Source organism: Actinomadura sp. ATCC 39365 (genome assembly GCF_054392275.1).
The window spans coordinates 9,981,574-10,006,772 of sequence record NZ_CP184335.1 but is presented as its reverse complement, the minus strand read 5'-3'; the positions used below and the strand labels follow the sequence as shown (position 1 = coordinate 10,006,772).

The window sequence follows — 25,199 nt, the reverse complement described above, 5'->3', positions numbered from 1 at the left end:
TCGTTCTCAGGCGGGCTGACGCCCCCAGTCGGGGGTGCTGACGATCTCGCGGGTGGGGGTGCGGTGACGGCGGCCGCGCAGGGGGGCGTCCTGGACGAAGGCGTCGACGGTGCTCGTGCCGCCGGACTCCTGGTGCAGGCTCCGCGGCTGCTGCGGGACCGTCGTGGCGGCGCGACGGTGCCGGCGGCCGCGCGGGACGGAGTCGGCGGTGAACTCGTCCATGAAGAAGACGTGCTCGGAGGCGTAGGTGTCCGGGAGCGGCTCGCTGCGGCGCCGACGGCCCTGGTAGGTCGCGCCGATCCCGGACGCCTGGGCGGCCCGCGGCGTCGTCCTCGTCCGGGCGGCCACCTCGGCCCCGGGACGAGGGCCGGGGGAGAAGGCGCTGAACGTGCTCGTCGCCGGGGGAAGCGAGATCGGCACCATCGGGCCGGTGTCGAACATGGGCTCGAAGGGCGCCGTGTCGGGGGCGGGCCGGAACGAGGCGCTGTCCAGCCGCCGCGGCGGGGCCGTCCGGTCGGTGAACGCCTCGAACGCGTCCACACCGGCCGCGAGCTCCGCGCCGCCCGCGTGGTCGAACTCGGGGACGGGCGCGGCGAACTCGACGGTGCGGCTCCGGCCGGCCTCGAAAGAGCCCGCGGCGAGCTCGAAGCGGTCGCCCTGACCGGTCTCGTGAGAGGCGGCCGCGCGTTCGGAGCCCGTGCCGGAAGGGGTGGTGAGCTCGAAGGGCTCGGCGGTGGTCCGCCGCGGGGACGGGCGGGTGTGTTCGTGGCGCGTCTCCGCGGGACGGCGGCGACGCCGGTGGCGTGAGGGGGCGGCGTGGGTGCCGCGCCTGGAACGCGTCCCGGGAAGAGGCACGGCGACGGGCACGGGAACGGGCAGAGCGACGGGCACGGCGATGCCCGCGACGACGCCCGCAGAGGTGCTCTCCGCCGAAGTGACGCTCAGCGCGGCGGTGCGCAGGGTGACGCCTTCCCCTGTGGAGAGGCTCGGCGCGGAGGCGGCGCGTACGCGGGCGGTCTTCGCGGCGGTCGCCGGGCGGAGGCGGCCCTGGCGGGTCTTCGCCAGGGCGACCAGCGCCAGGGCGGCGATCAGCGCGGACCCCACCAGCGACGGCGAGCCGATCGTGGACAGCGAGCCGGGCGAGGAGGCGTCCACGAGCGCGGGAAGGGGCTCGGCGGTGGCCGACGTGGTGTCGGCGGTCGTCGCCTTGGCGTGCTTGGACTTCTGTCCCGACCTGCCGGCCGCCGCCGTCGGCACGGGCGCCGCCCCCGTCGCGGGCGAGGCGGACGCCGAGGGCGCGGCGGGCGACGCCGGAGTCGAGGACGCCGTGGTCCTGGCCGGCTCGTCGGACTTGGCCTTCGGACGCGCCGCGAGCGGGACCTCGGCGGCGCGCTCCTGCTCGACGTGCGGGATCAGGGAGCTGAGCGAGTCGGCGGGGAGCTGGAGCGTTCCCACGTCGGTGCCGGGCCTGGCGGGCGTCGCCGCCTGCTCGTCGGCCCGCTTCTGGGCCGCCTCCTCGTCGAGGCGGGCCTTGATGCGCTCGGGGTAGCCGTAGCCGACGACCTTGCTGGTGTCGCGCTCCTTGCGCTTGGCGACGCCGCCGTCGATGTTGCCCTCGATAGTGAAGATCGTGTCGCCCTCGACCCGCGTGACGATGCCGACGTGGTCGATGTTGTCGATCTTCCCGGTGCCGCTCCAGTCGTAGAAGACGAACGCGCCGGGCTTGGGCGTCTTCCCCCAGGCTCCCTGGGCCTTGAACCATTCGGCGTGCCGTACGGTCCAGGCGAACTGCCCGATCCACTCCTGGTAGCCGAGCTTGTGCGCGGCCCAGGAGAGGTACATGTCACACCAGGGTGCGGCGGAGTAGTCGGCGTCGAACTCGACGGTCTTGCCGTACCAGTCGCCGAACTTGGTGTACGCACCGGCCTTCTCGGAGTAGCCGAGCTGGCTTTCCAGCAGGTCGATGTACTTCTGCATCTCGGGCGTCATGGAAGTATGGGGGAACCTTCCGGTCAAGATCCGGATTTATCCGCACATGCTGGAGTACACGGGGGTAACCCGGGACATGTGTGGCAAAACCGGAAACCTGTAGTCTTCCGTGCGGTGCGAGGTTACCGCTTCGTGACCAAGGTCAAGCACACCCCAAGAACAGGTAAAGACATCACCGGGCGCATAACCGCAGCTCAACCGAGCTGTCGGGCGCGCCCAAGGTGGGTGATTTAACAGGAAAAGTGCCGCGTGTCGTGCCGGGGAGCCTAGTAACCGGCCCCTGTCAGCAGCCCTCCGTCCACCGTGAACTCGCTCCCGGTGCAGTAGCTGGCCCGGTCCGAGGCCAGGAACGCCACCACGTGCGAGACCTCCACCGGCTTCGCGAACCGCTTGATGACCATGGACTTCACGAACGCCTCCGCGTCCACCTCGGCCATCAGGTCCGGGTTCACCGCCATCGCCGTGTTGATCGCCCCCGGATGCACCGAGTTCACCCGGATCCTGAACCTGGCCAGCTCCCGCGCCGCGGACTTGGTAAGCCCGCGCACCGCGAACTTCGAGGCCGCGTACGCCGACAACCCCTCCGCCCCGACGAACCCCTCGATCGAGGAGATGTTCACGATGGCGCCGCGCCCGGCCGCCTTCATGGGGTCGATCACCGACTTGACCCCCAGCCAGGTGCCCTTGAGGTTCACGTCGATCACCCGGTCGAAGTCCTCGGGGGCCATGTCCTGGATGCGGCCGTAGGTGAGGATGCCGGCGTTGTTCACCAGGACGTCCAGCCGGCCGTGCAGCTCCGTGGCCGTGCCGACGGCCCGCCGCCATTCGTCCGGGCTGCGCACGTCGTGCCGCACGTACGTGGCCCCGGTCTCGGCGGCCAGCGCCTTGCCCTCCTCCTCCAGCACGTCGCCGAAGACCACCCGCGCGCCCTCCTCGAGGAACAGGCGCACGTGCGACTCGCCCATGCCCCTGGCCCCGCCCGTGATCAGCGCGACCTTGCCGTCAAGCAGTCCCACGACTACCTCCTGCCGCGACGGCCGCCGCGGCCGCCTCCATGGAGCGGTAGACGGGGACGCCCGCCGCCGCCGCGATCCGCCGTACCTCGTCCTCCACGCCCGCGGGCGCGCACTCGCCGTTCCTGGTCACGAGCGTGATCCTGACGTGCGGCAGCGCCTCCTGCGCGCCGGCCAGGGCCCGCGCGTAGGCGTACAGGGGCTCGGCCGCGTCGCCGTAGGTGAAGAAGCTCTGCACGTTCACGTGGGCGACCACGTCCGCGTACGGCTCCCGCCGGACGATCGCCTCGATCACCTCCGGCACCAGCCCGGGACGCCCGCGCGGGCCCACCGGCACCTCCAGCGGGTTGCCCGCGGCGGCCAGGCCGAGCCCGTCGAGCGCGCCGTCCGGCAGCGGGGCGAGCCGCACGCCGGCCCGGTCGAACGCGTCGGCGGCCAGCACCCCCGCGCCGCCGCTCGGCCCGATCACCAGCACCCGGTCGCCGTCCGTCACGCGGGAGCCGTGCGCCTGGAAGAAGGCCAGCACGCCGATCAGGTCGTCCTGGGAGGAGACCAGCGCCGTGCCGGTCTGGGCCGCGACCGCCGCCCACATCCGCAGGTCGCTCAGCATGCCGCCGGTGTGCGAGAGCGCCGCCCGCTGTCCCTGCGAGCTGCGCCCGCCGACCAGCAGCGCCACCGGCAGCCCGGCCGCGCGCAGCGCCTCGTGCAGCTCCCGGCCGCCGCGCGGGTCCTCCAGGTAGAGCCCGACGGCCCGCGTCTCGGGGTCGCGGGCCAGCCAGGACAGCAGTTCGGCGGGGGTCACGTCGGCCGCGTTCCCCACGGTGACGACCCGGCTGAACGCCAGCCCGCGCCGCTCCCCGACCTTGATCACCTCACCCGCGAGGCCGCCGCTCTGCGAGATCAGCGCGACCGTCCCCGCCGGTCCGACGCCGCCGCCGACGAACGTCTGCCGGCCGCGCGGGCAGTACACGCCCATGCAGTTGGGGCCGAGCAGCCGGGTGCCCGCCGCGCGGGCGGCCTCGGCCAGGTCGCGTTCCAGGTCCGCGCGTCCGGCCTCGCCGAACCCGCCGCTCATCACCTGCACGTACGGAATGCCCGAGGCCTGCCGCACGACCTCGGCGCACCGCTCGGCGGGCACCGCCACCAGCGCGTAGTCCACGTCGGCGGCGGCCAGCGACGGCACCGCGGGCACCCCCGCCACCTCGGCGGCCGACGGGTGCACGGCCACCAGCGGCACCCCGGCGGCCTGGTAGAAGTCGAGGAACATGTTCCCGAAGTTCGGCCTGCTCGCCGAGGCGCCGACGACGGCCACCGCGCGGGGCTCGAAGAGCGGCAGGAAGTCCGCCGGCTCGCGGACGGCGGGCGGGCGCGCCCGGCCGGGCAGGTGGCGCGCGTCCACCGCGGTCACGCCGGAAGGGGTGGCGATGACCGGGTTCAGCTCGAACTCGCCCAGTTCCAGCCGTTCCCACAGGCCGCCGGGGCCGCCGACCGTCATGAGCAGCTTGACCACGGCGTCCACGTCCACGGGCGGGCTGCCGCGGTGGCCGCGCAGGAGGGCCGCGCCGCGCAGCTCGTCCAGCATGAGCCGCGCGTCCCGCTCGGAGATCGGGCAGAGGCGCAGCGCCGTGTCGCGCATCGCCTCCGTCCAGACGCCGCCCAGCCCGGTCAGCAGCACCGGGCCGAACCCCGGGTCGCCGACCAGCCCGACGATCAGCTCCACCCCGGCGGGCGCCTGCTCCTCGACCAGGAACCCCTCCACGTCCAGCCGGGAGCGCATCTCCGCGGCCGCCGCGGCGAGGCCGTCCGCCCGCAGGCCGAGCCGTACGGCCCCCGCCTCCGACTTGTGCACCAGCCCCGGGCCGAACGCCTTCAGCACCAGCGGCTCGGCCAGCTCCCCGGCCGCCGTGAAGTCCAGGTCGCGCACCACGACCCCGCGCGGCACCGGCACCCCGGCCTCCGCGACCAGCTCCTTGACCTCGTGCTCGCGGGGGACGTCGTGGCTTTCCCCGTCGCCGTGGACGTCCCCGCTCCCGTGCTCCTGGGCGCTCACCCGAGCAGGTGCCCGTGCTGCTCGCGGATCCGGCGGCGCAGCAGCTTGCCGGGGCCGCCGGAGGCGTCCTGCGAGTGCGGCAGCTCGCCGGTCACCACGATGTGGTCGGGCCGCTGGTGCGGCGGCAGCGTGTCGGCCAGGGCGAGCGACAGCTTGGCGGCGTCCAGCGACTGCCCGGCGCGCGGCACGACCGCCAGCAGCACCCGCTGCTCGGCCGCTCCCTCGGGCACGCCCACCGCGCCGGCCTCGGCCACGCCGTCCAGGGCCGAGACGGCCTCCTCGATCGTGGCCGGCTGCGTCCACTGGCCGTGCTTGAGTATGGAGTCCTCGCGGCGGCCGAGGACGCGCAGCACGCCGTCGGCCGACAACGTGCCGAGGTCGCCGCCCACGTACCACTCGCCGCGCAGGACGCCGTGGTCGTCCGTCCCGTCGTAGCCCGCCATGCGGTGCGGCCCGGCCAGGTTGATCTCGCCGACCTCGCCGGTCACGGCGGCGCCGGACGGGCCGGTGATCCGTACGGCGTTGCCCGTGCGCGCCCGCCCGGACGACCCGAGCGGCGTCGAGCCGTCGTCCACGCGGCCCATGCACGTGTACGGCGCCTCGGTCTGCCCGTAGTAGGAGTAGACCCCGGCCCCGGGCAGCCTGGCCTTGATCCGGTCGAGCATGGTCGCGGTCAGCGGCTCGCCGCCCAGCATGATCACCTGGATCGACGACAGGTCCACGCCCTCGTGCTCGGACGTCCCCAGCAGCGCCGCGTAGAACGACGGGATCTGCGACACGTGCGTGACCCGTTCGCGCGGCACCACGCGCAGGAAGTTCGCCGGCCCCCAGTCCTGCTCCAGCACCAGGCGCATGCCCGCGTACAGGGCGGGGCCGACGATGGCCGGGAAGCCGATGCCCCAGATGATCGCGCCGGTGCCGAACACCGAGTCGGGGCCGCGCGGCACGTCCAGCCAGATCTGGGCGGTCGCCAGGGAGGAGGCGTGGGTGTGCACGACGGCCTTGGGCAGGCCGGTCGTGCCGGAGGTGTAGTAGAGGGCCAGCGGGTCGTCGTGGAAGCCGCCCAGCGGCGGTTCCTCCTCCTGGCCGCCGGTCAGCTCCCCGGCGTCGATCCAGGTGGTGACCTCCGGGAGGGCGTCCCTGATGCCGTCGACCAGCTCGGCGACCGTGGAGTCGTACACGAAGGCCGTGCAGCCGGAGGCGGCCACCACCGCCCGCAGCGTCTCGGCCGGCCAGTACGGGTTGAGCGCCGCCGTCACCGCTCCGATCTTGGCCTGGGCGAGGTAGACCTCGGCGACCAGCAGCGTCTCGTTGAGCAGCGCCGCCACCCGCTGCCCGGCGGTGATCCCGGCCGCCAGCAGCGCGTTCGCCCGGCGGTTGACGGCCCGGTTCAGCTCGTCGTAGGTGAAGCTCCGCTCGCCGCAGTACGTCAGCGCCACCCGGTCGGGCGTGCGCAGCGCTCCCGCGGTCAGGATCGCGTGGCCGTAGTTGCCGTAGGGTGATCGCGCCATGGGGGTGCCTCCAGGTCAGAGGGGCGAGTAGAGCACGAACGTGTTTCCTGAGGGGTCGCGCAGCACGGCCCGCCTCTCGTGCGGCCCGTCCTCGGGCGCGCGCACCACCTCGGCCCCGCGGGCCGCCATCTCGCGCACCGTCACCGCCACGTCGTCCACCTTGTACGACGGCGCCGCCGACGCGGTGACGTGCTCGGCGGGACCGGCCAGCGCCACGGTGACGCCGCCGCCGTCCAGCGCGGCGAACCTGTCGCCGTCCCTGAACTTCACCGGCAGGCCGTAGAAGGCGATCGCCTCGTCCAGGTCGGCTACGGGGATGAGCACGTTGCCGAGCTTCACACGGGCCTCCAATGCGGCAGATCGTCCACGAACGTCACCCGCACCGGCATCCCGACGCGGACCTCCTCCGGCGCGCACCCCACGACGTGCCCGAACGCGCGCACACCCTCGTCCAGGTCCACCCACGCCGGCACGTACGGCTCCCGCCCCCGGTAACCGGGCGCGAACGACCGGTGCACGACGGTGAACGTGTGGACCGTCCCCGTGCCCCTGGCGGGCTCGGCGGCCAGCTCGCCGCCGCCGCACGACGGGCACGACGGCTCGGGCAGGCAGCCGCGGCGGCCGCAGGACACGCAGCGCTGGATCACCAGCTCGCCGCGCGCCCCTGCGGCGCCGGTGGGGGAGGTGTCACCGCTCATCGCTGCCAAGCTAGCGCACGCTTGGTTACCCGACAAGAGCCACCGCCTCCCCGAACCGGCCCACCGCGCCCGCCCCCTGCACTGCGCGCTGCGCCCTCCTCATGGCCCTGCTCCTAGCGGCCTTCCCGCTCCTGACCGCCGGGCACCAGCCCGCCCTCCCCTGAGGGGGAGTCCGCCGGGGTGGGCGGGAGGGCGGCCGCCGGGGACGTCATCCCCGGCGTGGGACGTGCCACGGGCTGCCCGCCGGCCGGCGACGTCGCCCCCGGTGCCGGGTGGTCCACGGGCTGCCCGCCGGTCGGGGACGCGGTGCCGGTCGGGGTGGCCGGTCCCGAGCGGGTCGGCGGTGGGGTCGGGCAGGCGGGGCCGTCCACCGGGACCTCGCTCACCTGCGGCCCGTTGACCGCCGCCGGCTCGGTCATGACGACGATCCCGAGGTAGGCCCGCACCCCGCAGTCCACGCTGCCGGGATCGTGCCGGACGCCGCTGGTGTAAGCGGTGCTGCCGCGCAACGTGAGGGTCTCCCGCCGCACGGTGGTGACCGGCCCGTCGCCGAGCCGCCGCGTGTACGCGATCCGCAGCCGCACCGGCCCGGTGCCGTCCGCGGACACCCTGATCGCACCCGCCGAACCGCTCCACCGCGCGATGCTCGCCTCCCGCACGGCGGGCGGCGGCAGGGCGCTCCCGCTCTGCGCCCGCGTCGGCATCGGCGGCGGAATCGGCGGCGCGGCACTCGTGGGCGCGGGCGGGCCGGTGGAGACGTGCGGCCCGCCGGTGGGGGCGGGCGGGGGCGCGCTGCCGCGGGACGTGGCGGGCGTGCTCCTGCGGGGCGTCGGCGTGTGGGCGTCGACCGGCGCCGGGTTCAGCTCGCCCGACGGCTTCGGCTGCGGCATCAGGATCGTGCCCGCCCCCGGCGACAGCCGTCCGCCGGAGATCACGAGCGCGATCGCCACGGCGACCACCGTCGCGCCCGCCACCCACAGGTGCGGCGGCAGCGCGGGCAGCCGGACCGCCCGCCCGCGGATCCCGGCCAGGGTGCGGGCGTCCCGCTCGGTCCTGGCCGCCAGCGGGAAGCGCAGCGCCAGCAGCGTGGCCAGCTCGGCGAGCCGGCGGCGGCCCCGCTGCTCCCAGTCGGGCCCGTACCCGGCGACGGCGTCCTCCTCCAGCTCGGCGGCGAACTGCCGGGCCGAGGCGTACCGGGCCGCCGGGTCCTTCGCCAGCCCGCGCCTGAGCAGGTCGCGCAGGGCGTCCGGGACCACCTCCAGCGGCACCGGGTCCGTCAGGTGCAGCTCCCGCAGGGCCGCGACGTCCTGCTCGCCGTCCCCGCCCTCCTTGTACGCCCGGTAGGGCGGCCGCCCCCTGACCGCCTCGAACAGCACGCAGGCCGCCGCGTACAGGTCGGCCGGCGGCCCCGCCCGTCCCTGCGTCCACAACTCCGGCGACATGTACGCCGGGCTCCCCGCCGGCACCCCCGGCTCCTCGGCGTGCACGACCACGCCGAAGTCGGCCAGCTTGCTCGTGCCGTCCGCCTGGACCAGGACGTTCTCCGGCTTGACGTCCCGGTGCGGCACGCCTTTCTCGTGTGCGGCGGCCAGGGCGGCGAGGATGCCCTTGAGCAGCACCAGGGCCGCCTCCGGGGGCGTCCGGCCGTGCTCGGCCAGCAGTGTGCGCAGTGAGACGCCGTCCACCAGCTCCATGACGACGGCGGCCCGCGCCGGGGTCTCGACGTACTCGTAGATGCGGACCACGCCGGGGTCGTCGATCTCGACGAGCTGATGGGTGTCGGCCCTGAAGCGGTCCATGAACTCGGGGTCCCTGCGCAGGGTGGCGTTCAGGTACTTGATCGCGACGTAGGCGCCGGTGGACTGGTAGGTGGCGAGGAACACGCGGCCGGTGCGGCCCGCGCCGAGCTGACGAACTTCACGGTAACCAGGGACCAAGTCCAACCCCCATCAGGCATGCCGTCGTGCATTCGACGGTCTCACCCGGGGTGTGGGTTGTCACGTCTGGAGAAATTTCGCCGTTTGTGATGAAAGGTGAGGACGTGGGGGCGGTGTTATGCTGTGACGAACCCAAGCAAGCGCTCGGCTAAATAACGGAGGGTGCGGGTGGAGCGGTCGGCCGTGCTGGTGATGGAGCTGCAGCGGGGGGTCGTCGGCGATCTCACGAAATTTCCGGATTTGGTGGCGGCCTGTGCCCGTCACGACGTCGTCCCCAACGCCGCCCGCGTCCTGCGCACGGCCCGAGCGGCCGGGCTCCCGGTGATCCACTGCACGGCCGCCTTCCGGCCGGACCGGGCGGGCTCGCACACCGGCAACTGCCCGTTCATCGTCTCCCTGCTCAAAGATCCCGCGCACATGCTGGAGGGCACGGCCGCCGTGGAGGTGCTGCCCGAGCTGCGCGAGGACGGCGACCTGGAGAGCCGGCGGCACCACGGGTTCTCGCCGTTCACCGGCACCTCGCTGGACATGACGCTGCGCTCCCTCGGCGTCTCGTCCGTGGTCGCGATGGGGGTCTCGCTCAACCTGGGCATCCCGGGGCTGGCGCTGGAGGCGGTCGACCTCGGCTACCGGGTGACGGTGGTGCGGGACGCGGTGGCCGGGATCCCCGAGGACTACGCGCAGGCCGTCCTGCGCAACACGATCGGCCTGCTGGCCACCCGCGTCGCCGCGGCCGACCTCGTCCGGGCGTGGACGTGATGGACGGCCTGCGCCTCGACGGCCGCGTCGCCGTCGTCACCGGGGGAGCGGGCGCGATCGGCACGGCGGTCGCCACCGACCTCGCCGCGCTCGGCGCCCGCGTCACCGTCGCCGACGTGGACCTGCCGGGCGCCCGCCGGACGGCCGCGGCGCTGGCCGGGGCGCGGGCGCTGGCCGTGGACCTGGCCTCGCCCGCCTCCGTCGAGGCGTTCTGCGCCGAGGCCGGGCCGGTGGACGTGCTCGTGCACAACGCCGGGGTGTCGGTCGTGCGGCCGTTCACCGCGAGCGACCCGGCGGACTGGGACCTCATGTGGCAGGTCAACCTGCGCGGCCCGATGCTCATGACCAAGCTGCTCCTGCCCGGCATGACGGCCAGGGGCTGGGGACGGCTGGTGTTCGTCTCCTCCGACGGCGCCAGGGCCGGGTCGGGCGGCGAGGGCGCGTACGCGGCGACCAAGGCGGGCCTGTTCGGCCTGGCCAAGACGCTCGCCCGGGAGGCCGCGAGGGGCGGGGTGACCTCGAACGTCGTCTGCCCAGGGCCGACCGACACCCCGATGCTCCGGCGGATCTCCGAGGCCGAGCCGGGGCTCGTGGACAAGATCGCCAAGGGGATCCCGCTGCGCCGGCTGGGCACGCCCGCCGACGTCGCGGGGCTGATCGCCTACCTGTGCACCGACCGCGCCGCCTACATCACCGGCCAGACGCTGTCGGTGAGCGGCGGCGTGACCATGCAGTGACGCGGGCCATGGGGTCACAGGGAGCGGTAGACGGCCTCGATCAGGCGCAGGCCGCGCAGGTTGCCGGTGAGGCTGTCGGCCATCCGGTTCATCACGTACCCGAAGGCCAGGTTGCGGGCGGGGTCGCCCAGGCCGAGCGAGCCGCCCATCCCCGAGTGGCCGAACGCGGTCGCCGACGGCATCGGGAACGTGAACGACGGGCGCATGTAGCCGAGCCCGAACGCGGTGTCCATGAACAGCACGCGGTCCGGGCCGCTGACGCGGGGCCGCAGGGCGTCCTGGAGGGTCGCGGGGCTCAGCAGGTCGCCGCCGACCAGCGCGCGGTAGAACCCGGCCAGACCCTTGGCGGTGGTGACGACCCCGGCGGCGGGCCATCCGGCGCGCAGGATCACCGGGTTGTTCGCGCCGCCGTCGAGCAGGCGGATGGCCGGGTTGCCGAGCGCCCGGTTCATCAGACTGCCCGGATCGAGCACCGCCCGGCTCATCTCGCCCAGCAGATCCCGCCCCCACCGGTGCCGGGCCCGGTCCCGCCGCCGGAGGGAGCCGGGGTGTCTGGAGTACGGTTCTCGGGGTCGGGGCGAGGGCGGGCAGGGGCCTTGAGGCGGGCGGCGCGGGGGATCACGTCGTCGGGCGCGCCGACCCAGAGGTCCAGCCCCAGCGGCTCGGCGATCTCCGCCGCCACCAGCTCGCCCACCGACTTCCCGGTGACCCGCCGCACCACCTCCCCGGCCAGGAAGCCGTACGTCAGCGCGTGGTACCCGTGCGCCGTCCCCGGCTCCCACAGGGGTGTCTGGCCGGCGAGCCGGGCCGCGATGGCGGACTGGTCCTCGAACTCCGCCACCGGCACCGGCGTCTCGATCACCGGCAGCCCGCAGGAGTGCGTCAGCACGTGCTCGACCGTGACCGCGTCCTTGCCTCCGGCGGCGAACTCCGGCCACACGTCGGCGACCGGCGCCCGCACGTCCACCAGCCCCCGCTCGGCGAGCCGCAGCAGCACGGTGGCCGTCACGGCCTTGGTGCACGAGTACGCGAAGGCCGGGGTGTCCGCCTCCCAGGCCCGTCCCGTGTGCCGGTCGGCGACGCCGTCCCACAGGTCCACGACCAGCTCGCCGTCGAGGTGGACGGCCACCGCGGCGCCCAGCTCCTCGCCCTCGGCGAAGTTCCGCTCGAACGCCTCGCGCACGCGGGAGAACCGGGGATCGCAGTACATCAGACCTCCGCAGGAAAGGGAGCGCTTACTTGGTGCACGAGCCTAACAACTGGGGACGATTCGGCCCAGACGATCAGCGAGGCACCCTCAACCTGCTGACCCCCGCCGTCGTCCTGGAGGCCCTGCGCAGCGCCGTCACCGGCGAGGTGCTGAGCCTGGCCATGCCGATCAGGGGAGCCACCTCCTCGGCGGCCCCCACGACCGTCCCCCACCTGCGGGGCCGTCCGCTGCCGCAGCACTTCATGTCCGTGGACGGCGGCGACTACGCCGCGGGCGCGCGGCCGGTCGGCGACGGCCTGCGCGTGGCCGACGACGCCCTGTTGGTGAGCCACCACGGCACCACCACCCACATGGACGCGCTGTGCCACATGTGGACCGGCGACCGGCTCTACAACGGCCATCCGGCCGCCCGCGTCCGCTCCTACGGCGCCACCAGGTGCGGGATCGAGCACGTCGGCGGCGTGGTGGCCAGGGGAGTGCTGTTCGACGTGCCCCGGCGGCTCGGGCTCGACCACCTGCCGGCGGACTTCCGGATCCCCGCCGGGCTGCTCCAGGAGATCGCCACGCCGCGCCCCGGCGACGTCGCGGTGGTCCGTACGGGATGGCCGCTGGTGTGGCAGCGGTCGCGCGAGGAGTACTGGGCGGGGCAGCCGGGATTGTCGGCGGAGGCCGGCGCCTGGCTGGCCGCCCAGGACGTGTCGGCGGTGGCCTGCGACAACGCCGCCGTGGGCGGCCTGAACGAACGTCAGCTCGCCGACGAGTGCGCCGCCGACGACCTGCACCTCATCCTGCTCCACCGGCACGGCGTCCACCTGGTCGAGATGTTGTGGCTCGAAGAGCTGGGCGCGGCCGGGCGGACGGAGTTCGTCTTCGTGGCCGCACCGCTGCGCATCGAGGGAGGCACCGGCAGCCCGATCACCCCGCTCGCCGTCCTGTGAGCGCGCCCGGTCACCAGGTGACGGGCAGGCTCCTGACGCCGTACACCGAGGCGTCGTGCTTGACCGGCACCTCGGCCGCCGGCACGGCCAGGCGCAGGCCGGGGAAGCGCTCGAACAGCGCCCGGTAGCCGATCCGCAGCTCGATCCTGGCGAGCTGCTGGCCGAGACACTGGTGCACGCCGTGCCCGAAGGCCAGGTGGCGGCGCGCCTCCGGACGGTCCGGGACCAGCCGGTCGGGGTCGGCGTACACGGCCGGGTCGCGGTTGATCACGGGCAGGGACAGGGCCACGGTCTCCCCCGCCCTGACCGTCACGCCCGCCACCTCCACGTCCTCCAGCGCGGCTCTGGACGGCGCGCCGAGATGCAGGATCGACAGCCAGCGCAGCAGCTCCTCGACCGCGCCCTCCTCGTACGCGCACCCGCGCTCCAGCAGCGCGAACACCCCCAGTGCCAGCATGTTCGCCGTGGTCTCGTGGCCCGCCACCAGCAGGATCACCGCGAGCCCGGCGAGCTCGTCGTCGTCGAGCTCGCCGGTCAGGTCGCTGATCAGGCCGCCGTCCGGTTCCAGGCGCCTGCGGCGGACCAGGTCGCGCAGGTACCCGGTCAGCTCGACGAGCGCCCCCGCGCCGTCCGCGCCGAAGGTGACGAGCCGGGCGCTGAGCTCCTGGAACCGGCCGTGATCGGCGTACGGGACGCCGAGCAGCTCACAGATGACCAGCGACGGGATCGGCAGCGCGTACGCCGTCACGAGGTCGGCCGGCGGCCCGGCGGCGGCCATGGCGTCGAGGTGGTCGGCGGCGATGCGTTCGATCCGCGGTTCGAGCAGGCGCATCCTGCGCAGCGTGAACCGGCCGGTGAGCAGCCGGCGGTAGCGGGTGTGCCCCGGCGGGTCCAGGGCCGCGAAGAAGCCCGGCGGGGCGGGGACGCCGAGCCCGGCGGGGCCTCCGGGCGCGGCCCGGTGCTTGAGCTCCTGCCGGGCGCTGAACCGGGGGTCGCCCAGCACCGCGCGGGCCGCCTCGGCCGTGGTGGCCAGCCAGCCGAGATGGCCGTCGGCGAACTCCAGCCGGCTCATCGCCGGAAGGCCCGCCAGCCCGGCCGGGGGGTCGAAGGGGCATTCCGCGGGACGTTCGATGGGAAGTCGCATAATTCTGAGAGTAAACTCTCAAATAAGAGTTGCCTAGCAATATCTGTTGATGGTGGCCCTGTGGTTCGAACGGGTCCGCAACCCGGCCATGGACGGCCCCGCCGAGCTGGACAAGGCGCTCGCCCACCTGGAGGCCGGGCTTCCTGTGCGGCCCGGCCCGCACCGGGCGGCCGGGCTCGCGGGTCAGGCGCCCGGGTAGTTGCCGCCGCCGTACGCGGCGTCGAGGGCGTCGTAGTCGGGGGTGAAACCCTGCTTGGGGATGGCGTCGGCGAACACCACCTCCCGCGGCCTCTTGTACGCCGCCAGCTCACCCCGGACGTGCGCGACCAGGTCCTCCTGCGTGGCGGCGGCGTCCGGCCTGAGCACGACCACCGCCTTGACCGCCTGGTGCCAGCGGGGGTCGGGCACGCCGATCACCGCGGCGTCGGCGACCGCCGGGTGCGTCCTGAGGGCGCGCTCGACCTCGGCCGGGTAGATGTTCTCGGCGCCCGACTTGATCATGCGGAGCCGCGGGCCGATGAAGGTGATGGTGCCGTCGGGTTCGCGGCGGCCGAGGTCGCCGGTGTGATGCCAGCCGTACCGCGACTTCTCCGCATTTAAGTCGGGTCGGGCGAAATATCCGGAAAAGAGGGTCTTGCCCCTCGCGCAGATCTCGCCCACCTCGCCCACCGGCACCTCCACGCCCTCCGGATCCAGGAGGCGCACCTGGACCAGCGGCGACGGCCGTCCCGCGAACCCCGCGCCGCCCTCGGCCAGCCCGAGGAAGGTGAGCATGCCGCCCACCTCCGTCTGCCCGTACCCGCCCATCTTCGAGCGGCACCAGGGCGAGTCGTCCACGGTGATCATGTCGTCCCACTCGGCGGAGTGGGCGACGAAGCGCAGCGAGGACAGGTCGTACTTGCCGCCCGCGTTCGCCGCCGCGACCGCGTCGATCATCGGCCCGAACAGGAACGCCTGCGTCACCCGCTCGGCGTCGATGAGCCGGCAGACCTCCTCGGCGTCGAAGGCGGGCGTGAACACGTTCGTGCCGCCGATCTGGAGGGTGGCCAGGCAGAACATCATCGTCCCGACGTGGAAGAGCGGCCCGTCGTTGAGGAAGGTGAACCCCGGCTCCATCTGCCGTACGACGAGCAGCGTGGCGCTGTGGGCCACCAGGGCGGCGCTGCTGAGCAGGGCGGCGCCGGGCCGGCCACCGAAGGCGGCGGTGTAGAGGGCGAGCACCGGCTCGGCGTCGTCCACCTGCGGGAACTCGCGCGGCGAGCCCCCGGCGACCAGCTCCTCGTACGCCTCGCCCGCGCGCACCCACGTCGCCTCGTCGGCCAGCTCGGCGGCGGTGTCGGAGTGCTCCCAGACGACGACCCTCGGCGCCAGGTCGGCCAGGACGAACCGCAGCTCGTCCGCCGACTGCCGCCAGTTGGCCGGGCAGAGCACCGCGCCCAGGCGGGAGCAGGCCAGCAGCAGCTCCAGGACGGCGTGCGAGTTCTGGCCGAGCCACATCACCCGGTCACCGGCGGCCACGCCGCGCCCGGCCAGGGCGTCGGCCAGCCGCGTCACGCGGGCGTCCAGCTCGGGGTAGGTGAGCCGCACGTCCCCGTCCACCACGGCGGTGGCCCGGGGGCGGCTGCGGGCGTGGTCGGCCAGGACGTCGGACAGGGTGAGGCTGTGGATCATCGTCATCCTCCTGCGGGGGCGAAGGCCGGCATGACCTCGGCGGCGAAGAAGCGCATGACCCGCTTCATGTCCTCCAGCGGCATGGGCCTGGTGCTGCCGAAGTCGCACAGGAGGTTGCTGAAGCCGGCGTCCCTGAGCAGCGAGATCTGCTCGATCACGCGGGCGGGGTCGCCGATGACCTCCAGCTGCTCCCAGCGGAAGTCCGGCGAGACCGAGCCGCCCTTGAGGTAGCGGTCCTGGTAGTACTCGAAGCCCTGGGCGGCCTTGCCGGTCCTGGGGTCGATGGGCGCGCTGCGCTCGTTGAAGATGCGCGAGCGGTCGAAGGAGGCCTCGAACCTGGCCTGGTCCTCGCGGGCCCGCTCCAGCGTGGAAGCGACGTAGACGCTGCGGGCCACCACCAGGTCGGCGCCCGCCGGGTGGCCGGCCCGCGCGGCCGTCTCGCGCCAGGTCTCGGCCGCCCTGACGACTTTGCGGAACGTCGCCGCCGGGTCGGCCAGGACGGGCAGGCCGCGCTCGGCGTACATGGTGACGGTCTCGGGGGAGACCGCGGCCACGTGCAGCGGCGGGTGGGGTGACTGCAGCGGCCGGGGCGCGAGCGAGACCTCGGCGCCGGTCCGGTAGAACTTCCCCTCATGCCGGTACGACTCCCGCGTCCACAGCCCGAGGATCACCTCCAGCGCCTCGTTGAACCGGTCGCGCGCCTCGGCCAGGTCGATCCCGAAGCCCTCGAACTCGAAGCTCTGGTACCCCCGCCCGATCCCCAGGTCGAGCCGCCCGCCGGAGAGCACGTCCACCTGCGCGGCCTCCTCGGCCACATGGATGGGGTTGTGCAGCGGCAGCACCACGATGCCGGTGCCGAGCCGGAGCCGGGAGGTGCGGGCGGCGGCGTGGGCGAGCATGGTGAACAGGTTGGGCGCCACGCCGTAGTCGCGGAAGTGGTGCTCGGCCAGCCGCACCCCGTCGAAGCCCAGCTCCTCGGCCAGCTCGATGAGCTCCAGATGGTAGTCGTAGACGTCCTTGAAGCTCTGCCCGTCGAAGCGGTGGAAGAGGTGGAAGGTCGAGAACTTCATGCGGCGGCCTCTCCGTATGTAAACCAAGCGCTCGCTTGGGAGCGTATCACGCCGGCTGCCGCTCCAGGGCCACCTCCTGGGCCGCCGCGCGCGGCCGCAGCACCGGCGCGAGCAGCGTGAGCGCCACCAGGATCCCGGTGATCAGCGCGAACGCCGCCGGGTACGACACGCCGTCGGCCACCCATCCGGTCACCGCCGGCGCGGTCAGCCCCGACAGGTACGTGATCGTCGCGACCCCGGCGACCCCCTCGCCCGGCGTGGGCCCCGCGTTCCCCGCCGCCGCGAAGACCAGCGGCACGATGACCGCGACCCCCAGCCCGACCAGCGCGAACCCGACGATGCCCAGCGCGGGCGTGCGGGCCAGGACCACCAGCACGCCGCCCGCGACTGCGACGATCCCGCCCGCCCTGACCGCCCGCACCGGGCCGGTCAGGCGCACCATGCGGTCGCCCAGCAGCCGGGCCCCGGCCATGCAGAGCATGAAGATTGTGTAACCCGCGGCGGCCACCCCGGGCCCGGCGTCGGCGACGTTGGTGAGGTAGACCGCGGCCCAGTTGGAGCTGGCGCCCTCGGCGAACGTGCCGCAGAAGCCGACCACGCCGATGGCCGCGATGGCCCGCGAGGGCAGGGCGAAGCGGCGCGGCGCGGGCCCGGCGGCGGCCCGCGGCCCGTCGGGCAGCAGCCCGCGCCCGGCGATCCCGCCCGCGACCACCAGGACGGCGGCGACGACCCCCAGGTGCAGGCGGGCGTCGATGCCGGCGTGCGCGGCCAGGGTGCCGAGGCCGCCCGCCGCCAGGCTGCCGACGGCCCACATGCCGTGCAGGCCGGAGATGACCGGCTTCTTCAGGTGCCGTTCGAGCGTGACGCCGTGGGCGTTCATCACGACGTCGCACATGCCGGCCGACGCGCCGTACAGCAGGAAGATGACGAACAGCCAGACTGGGGCGGGGGCGAAGGCGGGCAGGGCCAGGCCGCCGCACCACAAGGCGAGCAGCGCGCGCGTGGTGGCGCGGCTGCCGAACCGGTGGGCCAGGCGACTGGCCAGCGGCATCGCGGCGAAGGCCCCGATCGAGGGGCAGAGCAGTGCGAACCCGAGCATGCCCGCGCTCAGGTGGACGTGCTCCTGGAGCCACGGGATGCGGGTGGCGAAACTGCCGGCGACGGCTCCGTGCGCGGCGAAGACGGCCGCGATGGCGCGATGAGGGCTCATGGCCAGAAAAACTATCAGGCAACCTTCCTGATGAAAAGAGCTATCAGGGAGCCTTCCTGACTATTATGGGCGGCGTGAAGACCGCGACCCCGTCCATGGCCCGTGCGATCAACGACCGGCTCGCCCTCGACCTGCTGCTGGAGCACGGTCCGCTGACCGCCCCGCAGCTTCGTGAGCTGACCGGCCTGTCCAGGCCCACCGTCTCCGACCTGATCGAACGGCTCAGGGGCGGCGGCCTCATCGAGGAGGCCGGCGAGCGCGGCGAGGACCGGCGCGGCCCCAACGCCCGCCTCTACGCGCTGGTCGCCGGCCGGGCCCACGTCGCCGGGGTCGACCTGCGCCGCACGGCGATCAAGGTCACGGTCGCCGACCTCACCGGCCACGTGGTCGGCTCGGCCGTCCGCGAGATCTCCGGCGACCTGGTCGGCCTCGTCGCGGCCACGGTCGCCGAGGCCGCCGCGGGCCGTCGGCTCGACAACGTGGTCATGGGCGCGCCCGGCCTGGTCAAGCCCATGGACGGCGAGCTGGCGGTGGCCAACGACGTGCCCGGGTGGCGGCCCGGCCTGGTGGGCGCGGTGCGCGAGCGGCTGGGCGTGCCCGTCGTCCTGGAGAACGAGGTGAACCTGGCCGCCGTCGCCGAGCTGCGCACCGGCGCCGCCCAGGGCAGCGACGACTTCGTACTGCTCTGGCTGGACGACGGCATCGGCGCCGCGGTCGTGCTCGGCGGGCGGGTGCGGCGCGGCGCGTCGGGGGGCGCGGGCGAGATCGGCTTCCTCGACGTGGAGGGCACGCCGTTGTGCATCCTGCTCCAGAACACGACCCGGCCCGAGGAGCTGGCGCGCCGGGTCGCCAAGGGCGCCTTCGCGTTCGTCACCCTGCTCGACCCCGGCCTGGTGGTGCTCGGCGGGGCCACCGGCCAGGAGGGCGGCGACGAGCTGGCCGAGCAGGTCGCCGTCCGGCTGCGCGAGCTGTCGCCCGCGCCCACCGAGGTCAGGGCCACCCGGGTCGGGGGCAACGCGGTGCTGGAGGGGGCCGTGCTGACGGCCCTCGACACGGCGCGGGACAACGTCTGGTGACCCGCGCCGCGTCAGAAGGCCCGGCTCAGCGGACCCGGCCTACTGGACGGCGGCGGGCTCGCGCAGCGGCAGGCGCACCTCGAACCAGGTCTCGCCCGGCACCGAGCGCACCTTGAGCTCGCCGCCGTGCCGCCCGGCCACGATGCGGTAGGAGATGTCCAGGCCGAGCCCGGTGCCCTCGCCCACGCTCTTGGTGGTGAAGAACGGCTCGAAGATCCGGTCCTTGATCGCCTCGGGCACGCCGGGGCCGGTGTCGCCGATCTCGACGATCGCCTCGTCCTCGTCGTGGGCCGTGCGGACGGTCAGCGTGCCCTCCTCGCCCATGGCGTCGAGCGCGTTGTGGATCAGGTTCGTCCACACCTGGTTGAGCTCGCCCGCGTAGCAGGGGATGAGCGGCAGCGTGCGGTCGTAGTCGGTGACCACACTGACGCCGGGCGGGGTCTTGCCGCGGAAGATGGCGATCGTGCTGTCGAGCAGGTCGTGCACGTCGATCATCTGGAACGGCGCCCGGTCCATCTGCGAGTACTGCTTGGCCGAGCGGATCAGCGAGGTGATGCGCTCGGTGGCCTCGGTGACCTCGTTCAGCATCTGGGAGATCTCGACGGCCTCGGCCAGCCAGTGGAGGGCGGCAGGGGTGTGCTCCTCGCCCACCTTGCCGCGGATCTTCTGCAGGTACTCGGCGGTGAAACCGGCGTTGACCAGCGCGGGAGCCAGCTCCCACGCGTCCTCGACGCCGACGTCCTCCAGGGCCTCGCCCAGCTCGTCCTCGGCGTCGGAGATCTCCAGCGGGGAGCGCTGCGGCTGGTTGCCCAGGTTGCTCGTGCACGCCTCCTGGGCCTCGATCAGCGTGCGCAGCTTCTCCGGCGGGATGCCGGCCTCGGCCAGCTGGGCGAGCTGGATGCGGGACGCCTTGATCAGCGAGCGCAGCTCGCTCACCGCGCGCACGGCCGCCGCCGCCGGGTTGTTCAGCTCGTGCGTGAGCCCGGCCGTGATCGTGCCGAGCGCGGTCAGCCGCTGCCGCCGGTCGATGATCTCCCGCTGCATACGCCCGCCCGACATCATGCCGTCGAGCAGGTGCATCGCCATCGGGAACCACTCGGCCACGATGTAGGCGAACTTCTTGGCGGGCAGCAGGAAGATCCGCGAGGGCGCGGTCGCGCGCAGCGTGTGCTGGTAGGTCTCCGGCGCCCGGTCGCCCAGGTACGCCGAGGTCGCGCCGCCGTAGACGCCGGGCTGGGAGGCGCGCGGCATGGCGACGGTGCCGGCGCTGACCGTCTCGTTGATCATCTGCACCTCGCCCTCCAGCAGCACGGCGAAGCACTCGGCCGGCTCGCCCTGCCGGACGATGTCCTCGTCCTGGGCGAACGAGCGCACCCGGCCGCTGGCGGCCAGCTTGCCGAGCTGCTCGTCGGTCAGCCGCTCGAACAGGAAGAGCTTGCGCAGTTCGTCGATGTCGACGGTGTCGGTCATTGCTTCTCCAGATAACGATGCACCAGCGCGACGGCCATCGCGCCCTCACCGACGGCGGAGGCCACCCTCTTGATCGACTCGGCCCGCACGTCCCCCGCGGCGAACACGCCCGGCACGTTGGTCTCCAGGTAGTAGGGCTCGCGGCGCAGCGCCCAGTTGCGCGGACGCCGGCCGCCCTGCACCAGGTCGGGCCCGGTGAGCACGAACCCCTTGGCGTCCCGCTCGACCGTCTCGCCCAGCCACGACGTGTACGGCTCGGCCCCGATGAACACGAACAGGTACTGGGCGTCGACCGTGCGCTCCTCGCCCTTGGTCGACAGCGTGAGCCGTTCGAGGTGGTCGTCACCGGCGCCGGCGACGACCTCGGTCAGGAGGCTGACCTCGATGTTGTCGATCGCGTTGATCTGCTCGATGAGGTAGTGGGACATGGACTTCTCCAAACCATCACCCCTCACCAACAAATGGACCTTGCGCGCGAATCCCGCCAGGTAGACGGCCGCCTGCCCGGCCGAGTTGGCCGCGCCGACGATGTAGACCTCGTTGTCCTTGCACGCCGGCGCCTCGGTCAGCGCGGCGCCGTAGAAGACGCCCCGGCCGACGAAGTCGTCCAGGCCGGGCGCCTCCAGCCGCCGGTAGGTGACGCCGGTGGCCAGGATCACCGCGTGGGCGGCGATCTCCCCGCCGTCCTTGAACCCGATCACCCGGGCCTGCCCGCGCGGCTCCAGATGGGTGACCTTGCGCGCGCTCAGCAGCTCGGCGCCGAACTTCAGCGCCTGCCGGCGCGCCCGGTCGGCGAGCTGCTGCCCGGACACGCCGTCGGGGAAGCCCAGGTAGTTCTCGATCCTGGAGCTCTGGCCCGCCTGGCCGCCCGAGGCGTGCGCCTCGACCAGCACCGTGTTCAGCCCCTCCGACGCGCCGTAGACCGCCGCGCCGAGGCCGGCGGGCCCGCCGCCGACCACGATCAGGTCGTAGAAGTCGGTGGCCGGCGTGGTGGACAGCCCGACCGCGGTGGCCAGCGCGGCCTGGTCGGGGGACTCCAGCGTGGTGCCGTCCTCGGTGACCACCAGCGGCAGGTGACAACCCTCGCCGGCCGCCTTGACGAGCTGCGCGCCCTCGGGGTCCTCGGCCAGCATCCACTGGTAGGGCACGTGGTTGCGGGCCAGGAAGTCCCGCACCTGGTACGAGCGCGCCGACCAGCGGTCGCCCACCACGCGCAGCTCGGGACGCGCCGTCCGGTCGGTCCGCATCCAGGCGTCGAGCTGGCCGTCGATCACCGGGTAGAACTTCTCCTCCGGCGGGTCCCACGGCTTGAGCAGGTAATGGTCGAGGTCGACCACGTTGATCGCCTGGATAGCGGCGTCGGTGTCGGCATAGGCGGTCAGCAACACCCGGCGCGCGTACGGGTACATGTCCATGGCGGCCTCGAGGAACTGCACGCCGTTCATCTGCGGCATCCGGTAGTCGGCCAGGATCGCCGCCACCTCGTCGCCGCGCAGCCGCATCTCCTTGACCGCCTCGATGCCGTCGTGGGCCGCCTCGGCGCGGACAATCCTGTACTCATGGCCGTACCGGCGCCTGAGGTCACGCGCCACCGCCCGCGACACCCCCGGGTCGTCGTCAACCGTCACGATGACCGGCTTGTCCATTCCCCTACCTTCTCCCCAATGGTCCCTAAGGGAAGGATGTCATGCACGCGTGGGTTGGTGAGCACTCGCTCATATCATGGGCGGATGAGCACCCGTGAGCGCATCCTCGACGCCGCCGAGCAGGCCATTCGGGAGTTCGGCATCTCGGGCGCGACCACCAGGCGCATCGCCCAGGCGGCCGGCTGCTCCGAGGCGCTGCTCTACAAACACTTCGCCGGCAAGGAGCAGATGTTCCTCTCGGTCCTGCTCGAACGGCTCCCCGCGCTCGCCCCCGCGCTGGCCCGGCTGCGGCTGAGCACGGGCGAGGGCGACCTGGCCGACAACCTCACCCGCTTCGCCCTGGCGGCGCTCAAGTTCTACACCGAGGCCGCCACCATCGCCTCCGGCATGCTGGCCGACCCCTCGCTGCTGGCCCGGTTCAAGCACATGCTCGCCACCACCGGCACCGGCCCCCACCTGCCGATCGGGGCGCTGGCCGAGATCCTCGACGCCGAGCGGGCCGCGGGCCGCGCCGACGCCGGCCTCGACCCCGGCGCGGCGGCCGCCCTGCTGATGGGCGCCTGCTTCCACCGGGCCAACCTGTCCTACTTCGTCGACCCGGCCGACAAGGACGAGGAGTGGGCGGCCGGCGTCGTCGCCACCCTGCTCAGGCGATGACCCGGCCGGCGCCGCCGTCGACCAGCATTGAGACGCCGTTCACGTACGAGGCCCGCTCGCTGGCCAGGAACGCGATCACGTCCCCCACCTCCTCGGCCTGCCCGACCCGCCCGACCGGCACGGCCCGGCCGCGCTCCTCGACCAGGTCGTCGCCGCCCGACATGCCGCGCAGGCGTTCGGTGTCGATCGCCCCCGGCAGCACGTTGTTGACCAGCACGCCGTCGCCGCCCACCTCGCGGGCCAGCGTGCGCACGAGCCCGGCGACGGCCGGGCGCATGGCGTTGGACAGCGCCAGCCCGTCGATCGCCTCGCGGACGGACGAGCTGGTGACGGTGACGATCCGGCCCCACCCCCGCGAGCGCATCTCCGGCAGCACCGCCTGGATCAGCCGGACGGTGCCGAGCAGGTTGCGCTGCACCGCGACGTCCCAGTCCTTGAGGCCGACCTCGTCGGCGCGGCCGGTGGGCGGGCCGCCCGCGTTGGCCACCAGGATGTCGATCGGGCCGAGCACGTCGCGCGTCTCGTCGGCCACCCGCTGAGCCGCCGCCGGGTCCTCCACGTCGGCCAGCACGGCGTGCACCACGTGGCCGAACTGCTGCAGCTCCACCACCGCGTCCGCGAGCCGTTCGGGGTTGCGCGCGCTGACGCACACGTCGCAGCCCTCGCGCGCGAGGCTCTTGGCGGCGGCCAGGCCGATGCCCGCGCTGCCGCCGGTGACCAGGGCGACCTTGCCCGAGATGCCGAGATCCATAAGCCGACTATAGTGACGGGCCGATCAGTCCGGCCGCACCCGGGTCAGCTTGTCCGGGTTGAGCATGCCGTAGAGCCCCTGGATGCGGCCGTCGCGCACGTCGAGGGCGATGAGCTGGTCGGTTCCGGCCACGTGTGTCCACAGGGCGGGGCGGCCGTTGGCCTCGACGAGACGCGCCCGGCTGAAGTCGTAGCGGGCCAGCAGGCCGCCGATGAAGGCGCTGACCTTGCGCCGGCCCAGGATCGGCCGCAGGGCTGCCCTGACCTTGCCGCCGCCGTCGTTCCACATGACGACGTCCTCGTGCAGCAGTTCGGTCAGCGCGTCGAGGTCGCCGCCGCCGGCCGCCTCCATGAACTTCGTCAGCAGCCTGGCGTGGTCCTCGTTCGTCGGGGTGAACCGGTCGCGGCCCTGCGACACCCGGACCGAGGCGCGGTGGTGCATCTGCCGGGCGTTGGCCACCGACGAGCCGACGATCTCGGCGATCTGGTCGTACGGCAGCTCGAACGCCTCCCGCAGCACGAACACCGCCCGCTCCGGCGGCGACAGCTTCTCCATCAGGTGCAGGGTCGCGAACGAGACGGTGTCGCGCAGCTCGGCCGTGTCCAGCGGCCCGGCCTCGCCCGTCGCGACCGGCTCGGGCAGCCACGGCCCGGTGTACGCCTCCCGCCGCACCCGGGCCGAGCGCAGCTGGTCGAGGGCCAGCCGCGAGACCACGGTCAGCAGGAACGCGCGCGGCTCCCTGATCCGGCTCCTGTCGGTGCCCTCCCACCGCAGCCAGGCCTCCTGCACGACGTCCTCGGCGTCCCACATGCTGCCGAGCAGGCGGTAGGCCAGGCCCAGCAGCATCGGGCGGTATTGCTCGAAGTCCACGTCCGGCATCATGCCCTGTCACCCGGCCGGGCGACTCGGCGGGGCGGCCCGGTGGAATGGCACGGTGGGTGGTCAAGGCGGGCCGGGCGTGATGGGCTGGGGGCGTGGCCAGAAATCTGATCCTGTCAGGAGGGCTCTTCCACGACTTCGCCGCCACGTCGGCCGTGCTCGCCGACGTGCTGGGCGAGGTGGGCGTCGAGTCCGAGATCACCGAGGACATCGCGGGCGCGCTGAGCGAGCCGCCGGAGGTGCAGCTCATCACCGTCAACGCGCTGCGCTGGCAGATGGGCCAGGAGCGCTTCGCCGACCTGCGCGGCGAATGGCGCTTCGCGCTGCCCGCCCAGGCCCGCACCACGCTCCTCGACCACCTCGACCGGGGCGGCGGCCTGCTGTGCCTGCACACGGCCGCGGTCTGCTTCGACGACTGGCAGGGCTGGCCGCGGGTGCTCGGCGGTTGCTGGAACTGGCCCAAGTCCCACCACCCGCCCCTGGGCTGGACCGGCGTGCGGGTGCACGGCGCCGCCCACCCCATCGTGGCGGGCCTGCGCGACTTCGACCTGGTGGACGAGGTCTACAGCGACCTCGACGTGCTGCCGGACGTACGCCCCCTGGCCTCCTCGAACGGCCAGCCGCTGGTGTGGGCGCGTCCGGTGCGCCGCGGCCGGGTGGTCTACGACGCGCTGGGGCACGACACCAGGTCCTACGACAACGAGATCCACCGGACCCTGCTCCAGCGGGCCGCCTCGTGGCTGCTGAAACGGCCGGTGGGCGACACCGGCTGACGTGTCCGGT

22 protein-coding genes and 1 pseudogene are annotated in these 25,199 nt (G+C 73.6%); 7 read left to right on the top strand and 16 right to left on the bottom strand.

The annotated features are described in order from the left end of the window. Positions 1-6 precede the first annotated feature (6 nt). The 7 genes from ACNF49_RS47840 to ACNF49_RS47810 form a co-directional block, all read right to left on the bottom strand. Positions 7-1,989, bottom strand: a complete 1,983-nt coding sequence (locus tag ACNF49_RS47840) for a CHAP domain-containing protein (protein ID WP_482941862.1) — start codon at positions 1,987-1,989, stop codon at positions 7-9. 266 nt (positions 1,990-2,255) lie between these two features. Further along, positions 2,256-3,005, bottom strand: coding sequence for a glucose 1-dehydrogenase (locus ACNF49_RS47835; RefSeq protein WP_357984009.1), 750 nt, complete (start codon positions 3,003-3,005; stop codon positions 2,256-2,258). Beyond that, positions 2,992-5,052 carry an acetate--CoA ligase family protein gene (locus tag ACNF49_RS47830; protein ID WP_482941861.1) on the bottom strand — a complete coding sequence of 687 codons (2,061 nt, stop codon included), beginning with the start codon at positions 5,050-5,052 and terminating at the stop codon, positions 2,992-2,994. The genes ACNF49_RS47835 and ACNF49_RS47830 overlap by 14 nt, the downstream gene beginning before the upstream one ends. Beyond that, entirely contained in the window at positions 5,049-6,563 is a 1,515-nt protein-coding gene (locus tag ACNF49_RS47825; protein ID WP_482941860.1) for a class I adenylate-forming enzyme family protein, read from the bottom strand. The genes ACNF49_RS47830 and ACNF49_RS47825 overlap by 4 nt, the downstream gene beginning before the upstream one ends. Before the next feature lie 15 nt (positions 6,564-6,578). Continuing rightward, entirely contained in the window at positions 6,579-6,902 is a 324-nt protein-coding gene (locus tag ACNF49_RS47820; RefSeq protein ID WP_352319442.1) for a VOC family protein, read from the bottom strand. After that, a complete protein-coding gene (locus ACNF49_RS47815) occupies positions 6,899-7,261 on the bottom strand; it encodes a Zn-ribbon domain-containing OB-fold protein (RefSeq protein WP_357983999.1) in 363 nt (120 codons plus the stop codon). The genes ACNF49_RS47820 and ACNF49_RS47815 overlap by 4 nt, the downstream gene beginning before the upstream one ends. Positions 7,262-7,374: 113 nt before the next feature. Further along, positions 7,375-9,198, bottom strand: a complete 1,824-nt coding sequence (locus ACNF49_RS47810) for a serine/threonine-protein kinase (RefSeq protein ID WP_482941859.1) — start codon at positions 9,196-9,198, stop codon at positions 7,375-7,377. Between the two features lie 168 nt (positions 9,199-9,366). On the opposite strand from ACNF49_RS47810, the gene ACNF49_RS47805 reads away from it, so the two are divergent. Next, on the top strand, positions 9,367-9,957 hold the full coding sequence (locus ACNF49_RS47805; RefSeq protein WP_482941858.1) for a cysteine hydrolase family protein: 591 nt from the start codon (positions 9,367-9,369) through the stop codon (positions 9,955-9,957). Beyond that, complete coding sequence (locus ACNF49_RS47800) at positions 9,957-10,694, top strand: SDR family NAD(P)-dependent oxidoreductase (RefSeq protein ID WP_357984133.1); 738 nt, start codon at positions 9,957-9,959, stop codon at positions 10,692-10,694. Before ACNF49_RS47805 ends, ACNF49_RS47800 begins: the two co-directional genes overlap by 1 nt. 14 nt (positions 10,695-10,708) lie before the next feature. Here the strand turns inward: ACNF49_RS47800 and ACNF49_RS47795 are convergent. Beyond that, positions 10,709-11,904: pseudogene (locus ACNF49_RS47795) on the bottom strand (serine hydrolase domain-containing protein). Positions 11,905-11,933: 29 nt separating this feature from the next. On the opposite strand from ACNF49_RS47795, the gene ACNF49_RS47790 reads away from it, so the two are divergent. Beyond that, positions 11,934-12,842: a cyclase family protein gene (locus ACNF49_RS47790; RefSeq protein WP_482941857.1), complete on the top strand. Its 909-nt coding sequence runs from the start codon at positions 11,934-11,936 to the stop codon at positions 12,840-12,842. 10 nt (positions 12,843-12,852) lie between these two features. Here ACNF49_RS47790 and ACNF49_RS47785 read toward each other — a convergent pair whose 3' ends face one another. Further along, on the bottom strand, positions 12,853-13,986 hold the full coding sequence (locus ACNF49_RS47785; protein WP_482941856.1) for a cytochrome P450: 1,134 nt from the start codon (positions 13,984-13,986) through the stop codon (positions 12,853-12,855). Positions 13,987-14,035: 49 nt separating this feature from the next. On the opposite strand from ACNF49_RS47785, the gene ACNF49_RS47780 reads away from it, so the two are divergent. Beyond that, positions 14,036-14,185 carry a hypothetical protein gene (locus ACNF49_RS47780; RefSeq protein ID WP_482941855.1) on the top strand — a complete coding sequence of 50 codons (150 nt, stop codon included), beginning with the start codon at positions 14,036-14,038 and terminating at the stop codon, positions 14,183-14,185. On the opposite strand, the gene ACNF49_RS47775 is transcribed toward ACNF49_RS47780, so the two are convergent. From ACNF49_RS47775 to ACNF49_RS47765, 3 genes are read right to left on the bottom strand one after another with little or no spacing between them, the layout of a single operon-like run. Beyond that, positions 14,170-15,657 carry an AMP-binding protein gene (locus tag ACNF49_RS47775; protein ID WP_482941854.1) on the bottom strand — a complete coding sequence of 496 codons (1,488 nt, stop codon included), beginning with the start codon at positions 15,655-15,657 and terminating at the stop codon, positions 14,170-14,172. The two genes, ACNF49_RS47780 and ACNF49_RS47775, sit on opposite strands and share 16 nt — an antisense overlap. A gap of 2 nt (positions 15,658-15,659) precedes the next feature. Continuing rightward, positions 15,660-16,727 carry an LLM class flavin-dependent oxidoreductase gene (locus ACNF49_RS47770; RefSeq protein WP_482941853.1) on the bottom strand — a complete coding sequence of 356 codons (1,068 nt, stop codon included), beginning with the start codon at positions 16,725-16,727 and terminating at the stop codon, positions 15,660-15,662. Between the two features lie 46 nt (positions 16,728-16,773). Next, a complete protein-coding gene (locus tag ACNF49_RS47765; protein WP_482941852.1) occupies positions 16,774-17,937 on the bottom strand; it encodes an MFS transporter in 1,164 nt (387 codons plus the stop codon). Positions 17,938-18,011: 74 nt separating this feature from the next. On the opposite strand from ACNF49_RS47765, the gene ACNF49_RS47760 reads away from it, so the two are divergent. Continuing rightward, positions 18,012-19,013 carry an ROK family transcriptional regulator gene (locus tag ACNF49_RS47760; protein WP_357983968.1) on the top strand — a complete coding sequence of 334 codons (1,002 nt, stop codon included), beginning with the start codon at positions 18,012-18,014 and terminating at the stop codon, positions 19,011-19,013. Positions 19,014-19,052: 39 nt separating this feature from the next. Here ACNF49_RS47760 and ACNF49_RS47755 read toward each other — a convergent pair whose 3' ends face one another. Both ACNF49_RS47755 and ACNF49_RS47750 read right to left on the bottom strand, forming a co-directional pair. Continuing rightward, positions 19,053-20,483: an ATP-binding protein gene (locus tag ACNF49_RS47755; protein WP_352319971.1), complete on the bottom strand. Its 1,431-nt coding sequence runs from the start codon at positions 20,481-20,483 to the stop codon at positions 19,053-19,055. Beyond that, complete coding sequence (locus ACNF49_RS47750; RefSeq protein ID WP_482941851.1) at positions 20,480-22,129, bottom strand: NAD(P)/FAD-dependent oxidoreductase; 1,650 nt, start codon at positions 22,127-22,129, stop codon at positions 20,480-20,482. The genes ACNF49_RS47755 and ACNF49_RS47750 overlap by 4 nt, the downstream gene beginning before the upstream one ends. An 84-nt stretch (positions 22,130-22,213) precedes the next feature. On the opposite strand from ACNF49_RS47750, the gene ACNF49_RS47745 reads away from it, so the two are divergent. Beyond that, positions 22,214-22,786, top strand: a complete 573-nt coding sequence (locus ACNF49_RS47745) for a TetR/AcrR family transcriptional regulator (protein ID WP_482941850.1) — start codon at positions 22,214-22,216, stop codon at positions 22,784-22,786. Here the strand turns inward: ACNF49_RS47745 and ACNF49_RS47740 are convergent. Further along, complete coding sequence (locus ACNF49_RS47740; protein ID WP_357983958.1) at positions 22,776-23,537, bottom strand: SDR family oxidoreductase; 762 nt, start codon at positions 23,535-23,537, stop codon at positions 22,776-22,778. The two genes, ACNF49_RS47745 and ACNF49_RS47740, sit on opposite strands and share 11 nt — an antisense overlap. Before the next feature lie 24 nt (positions 23,538-23,561). After that, complete coding sequence (locus ACNF49_RS47735) at positions 23,562-24,416, bottom strand: RNA polymerase sigma-70 factor (RefSeq protein WP_482945685.1); 855 nt, start codon at positions 24,414-24,416, stop codon at positions 23,562-23,564. Positions 24,417-24,511: 95 nt separating this feature from the next. Here ACNF49_RS47735 and ACNF49_RS47730 point away from each other — a divergent pair, with 95 nt between their 5' ends. Further along, positions 24,512-25,189 carry a ThuA domain-containing protein gene (locus tag ACNF49_RS47730; protein WP_357983952.1) on the top strand — a complete coding sequence of 226 codons (678 nt, stop codon included), beginning with the start codon at positions 24,512-24,514 and terminating at the stop codon, positions 25,187-25,189. Positions 25,190-25,199: the final 10 nt, after the last annotated feature.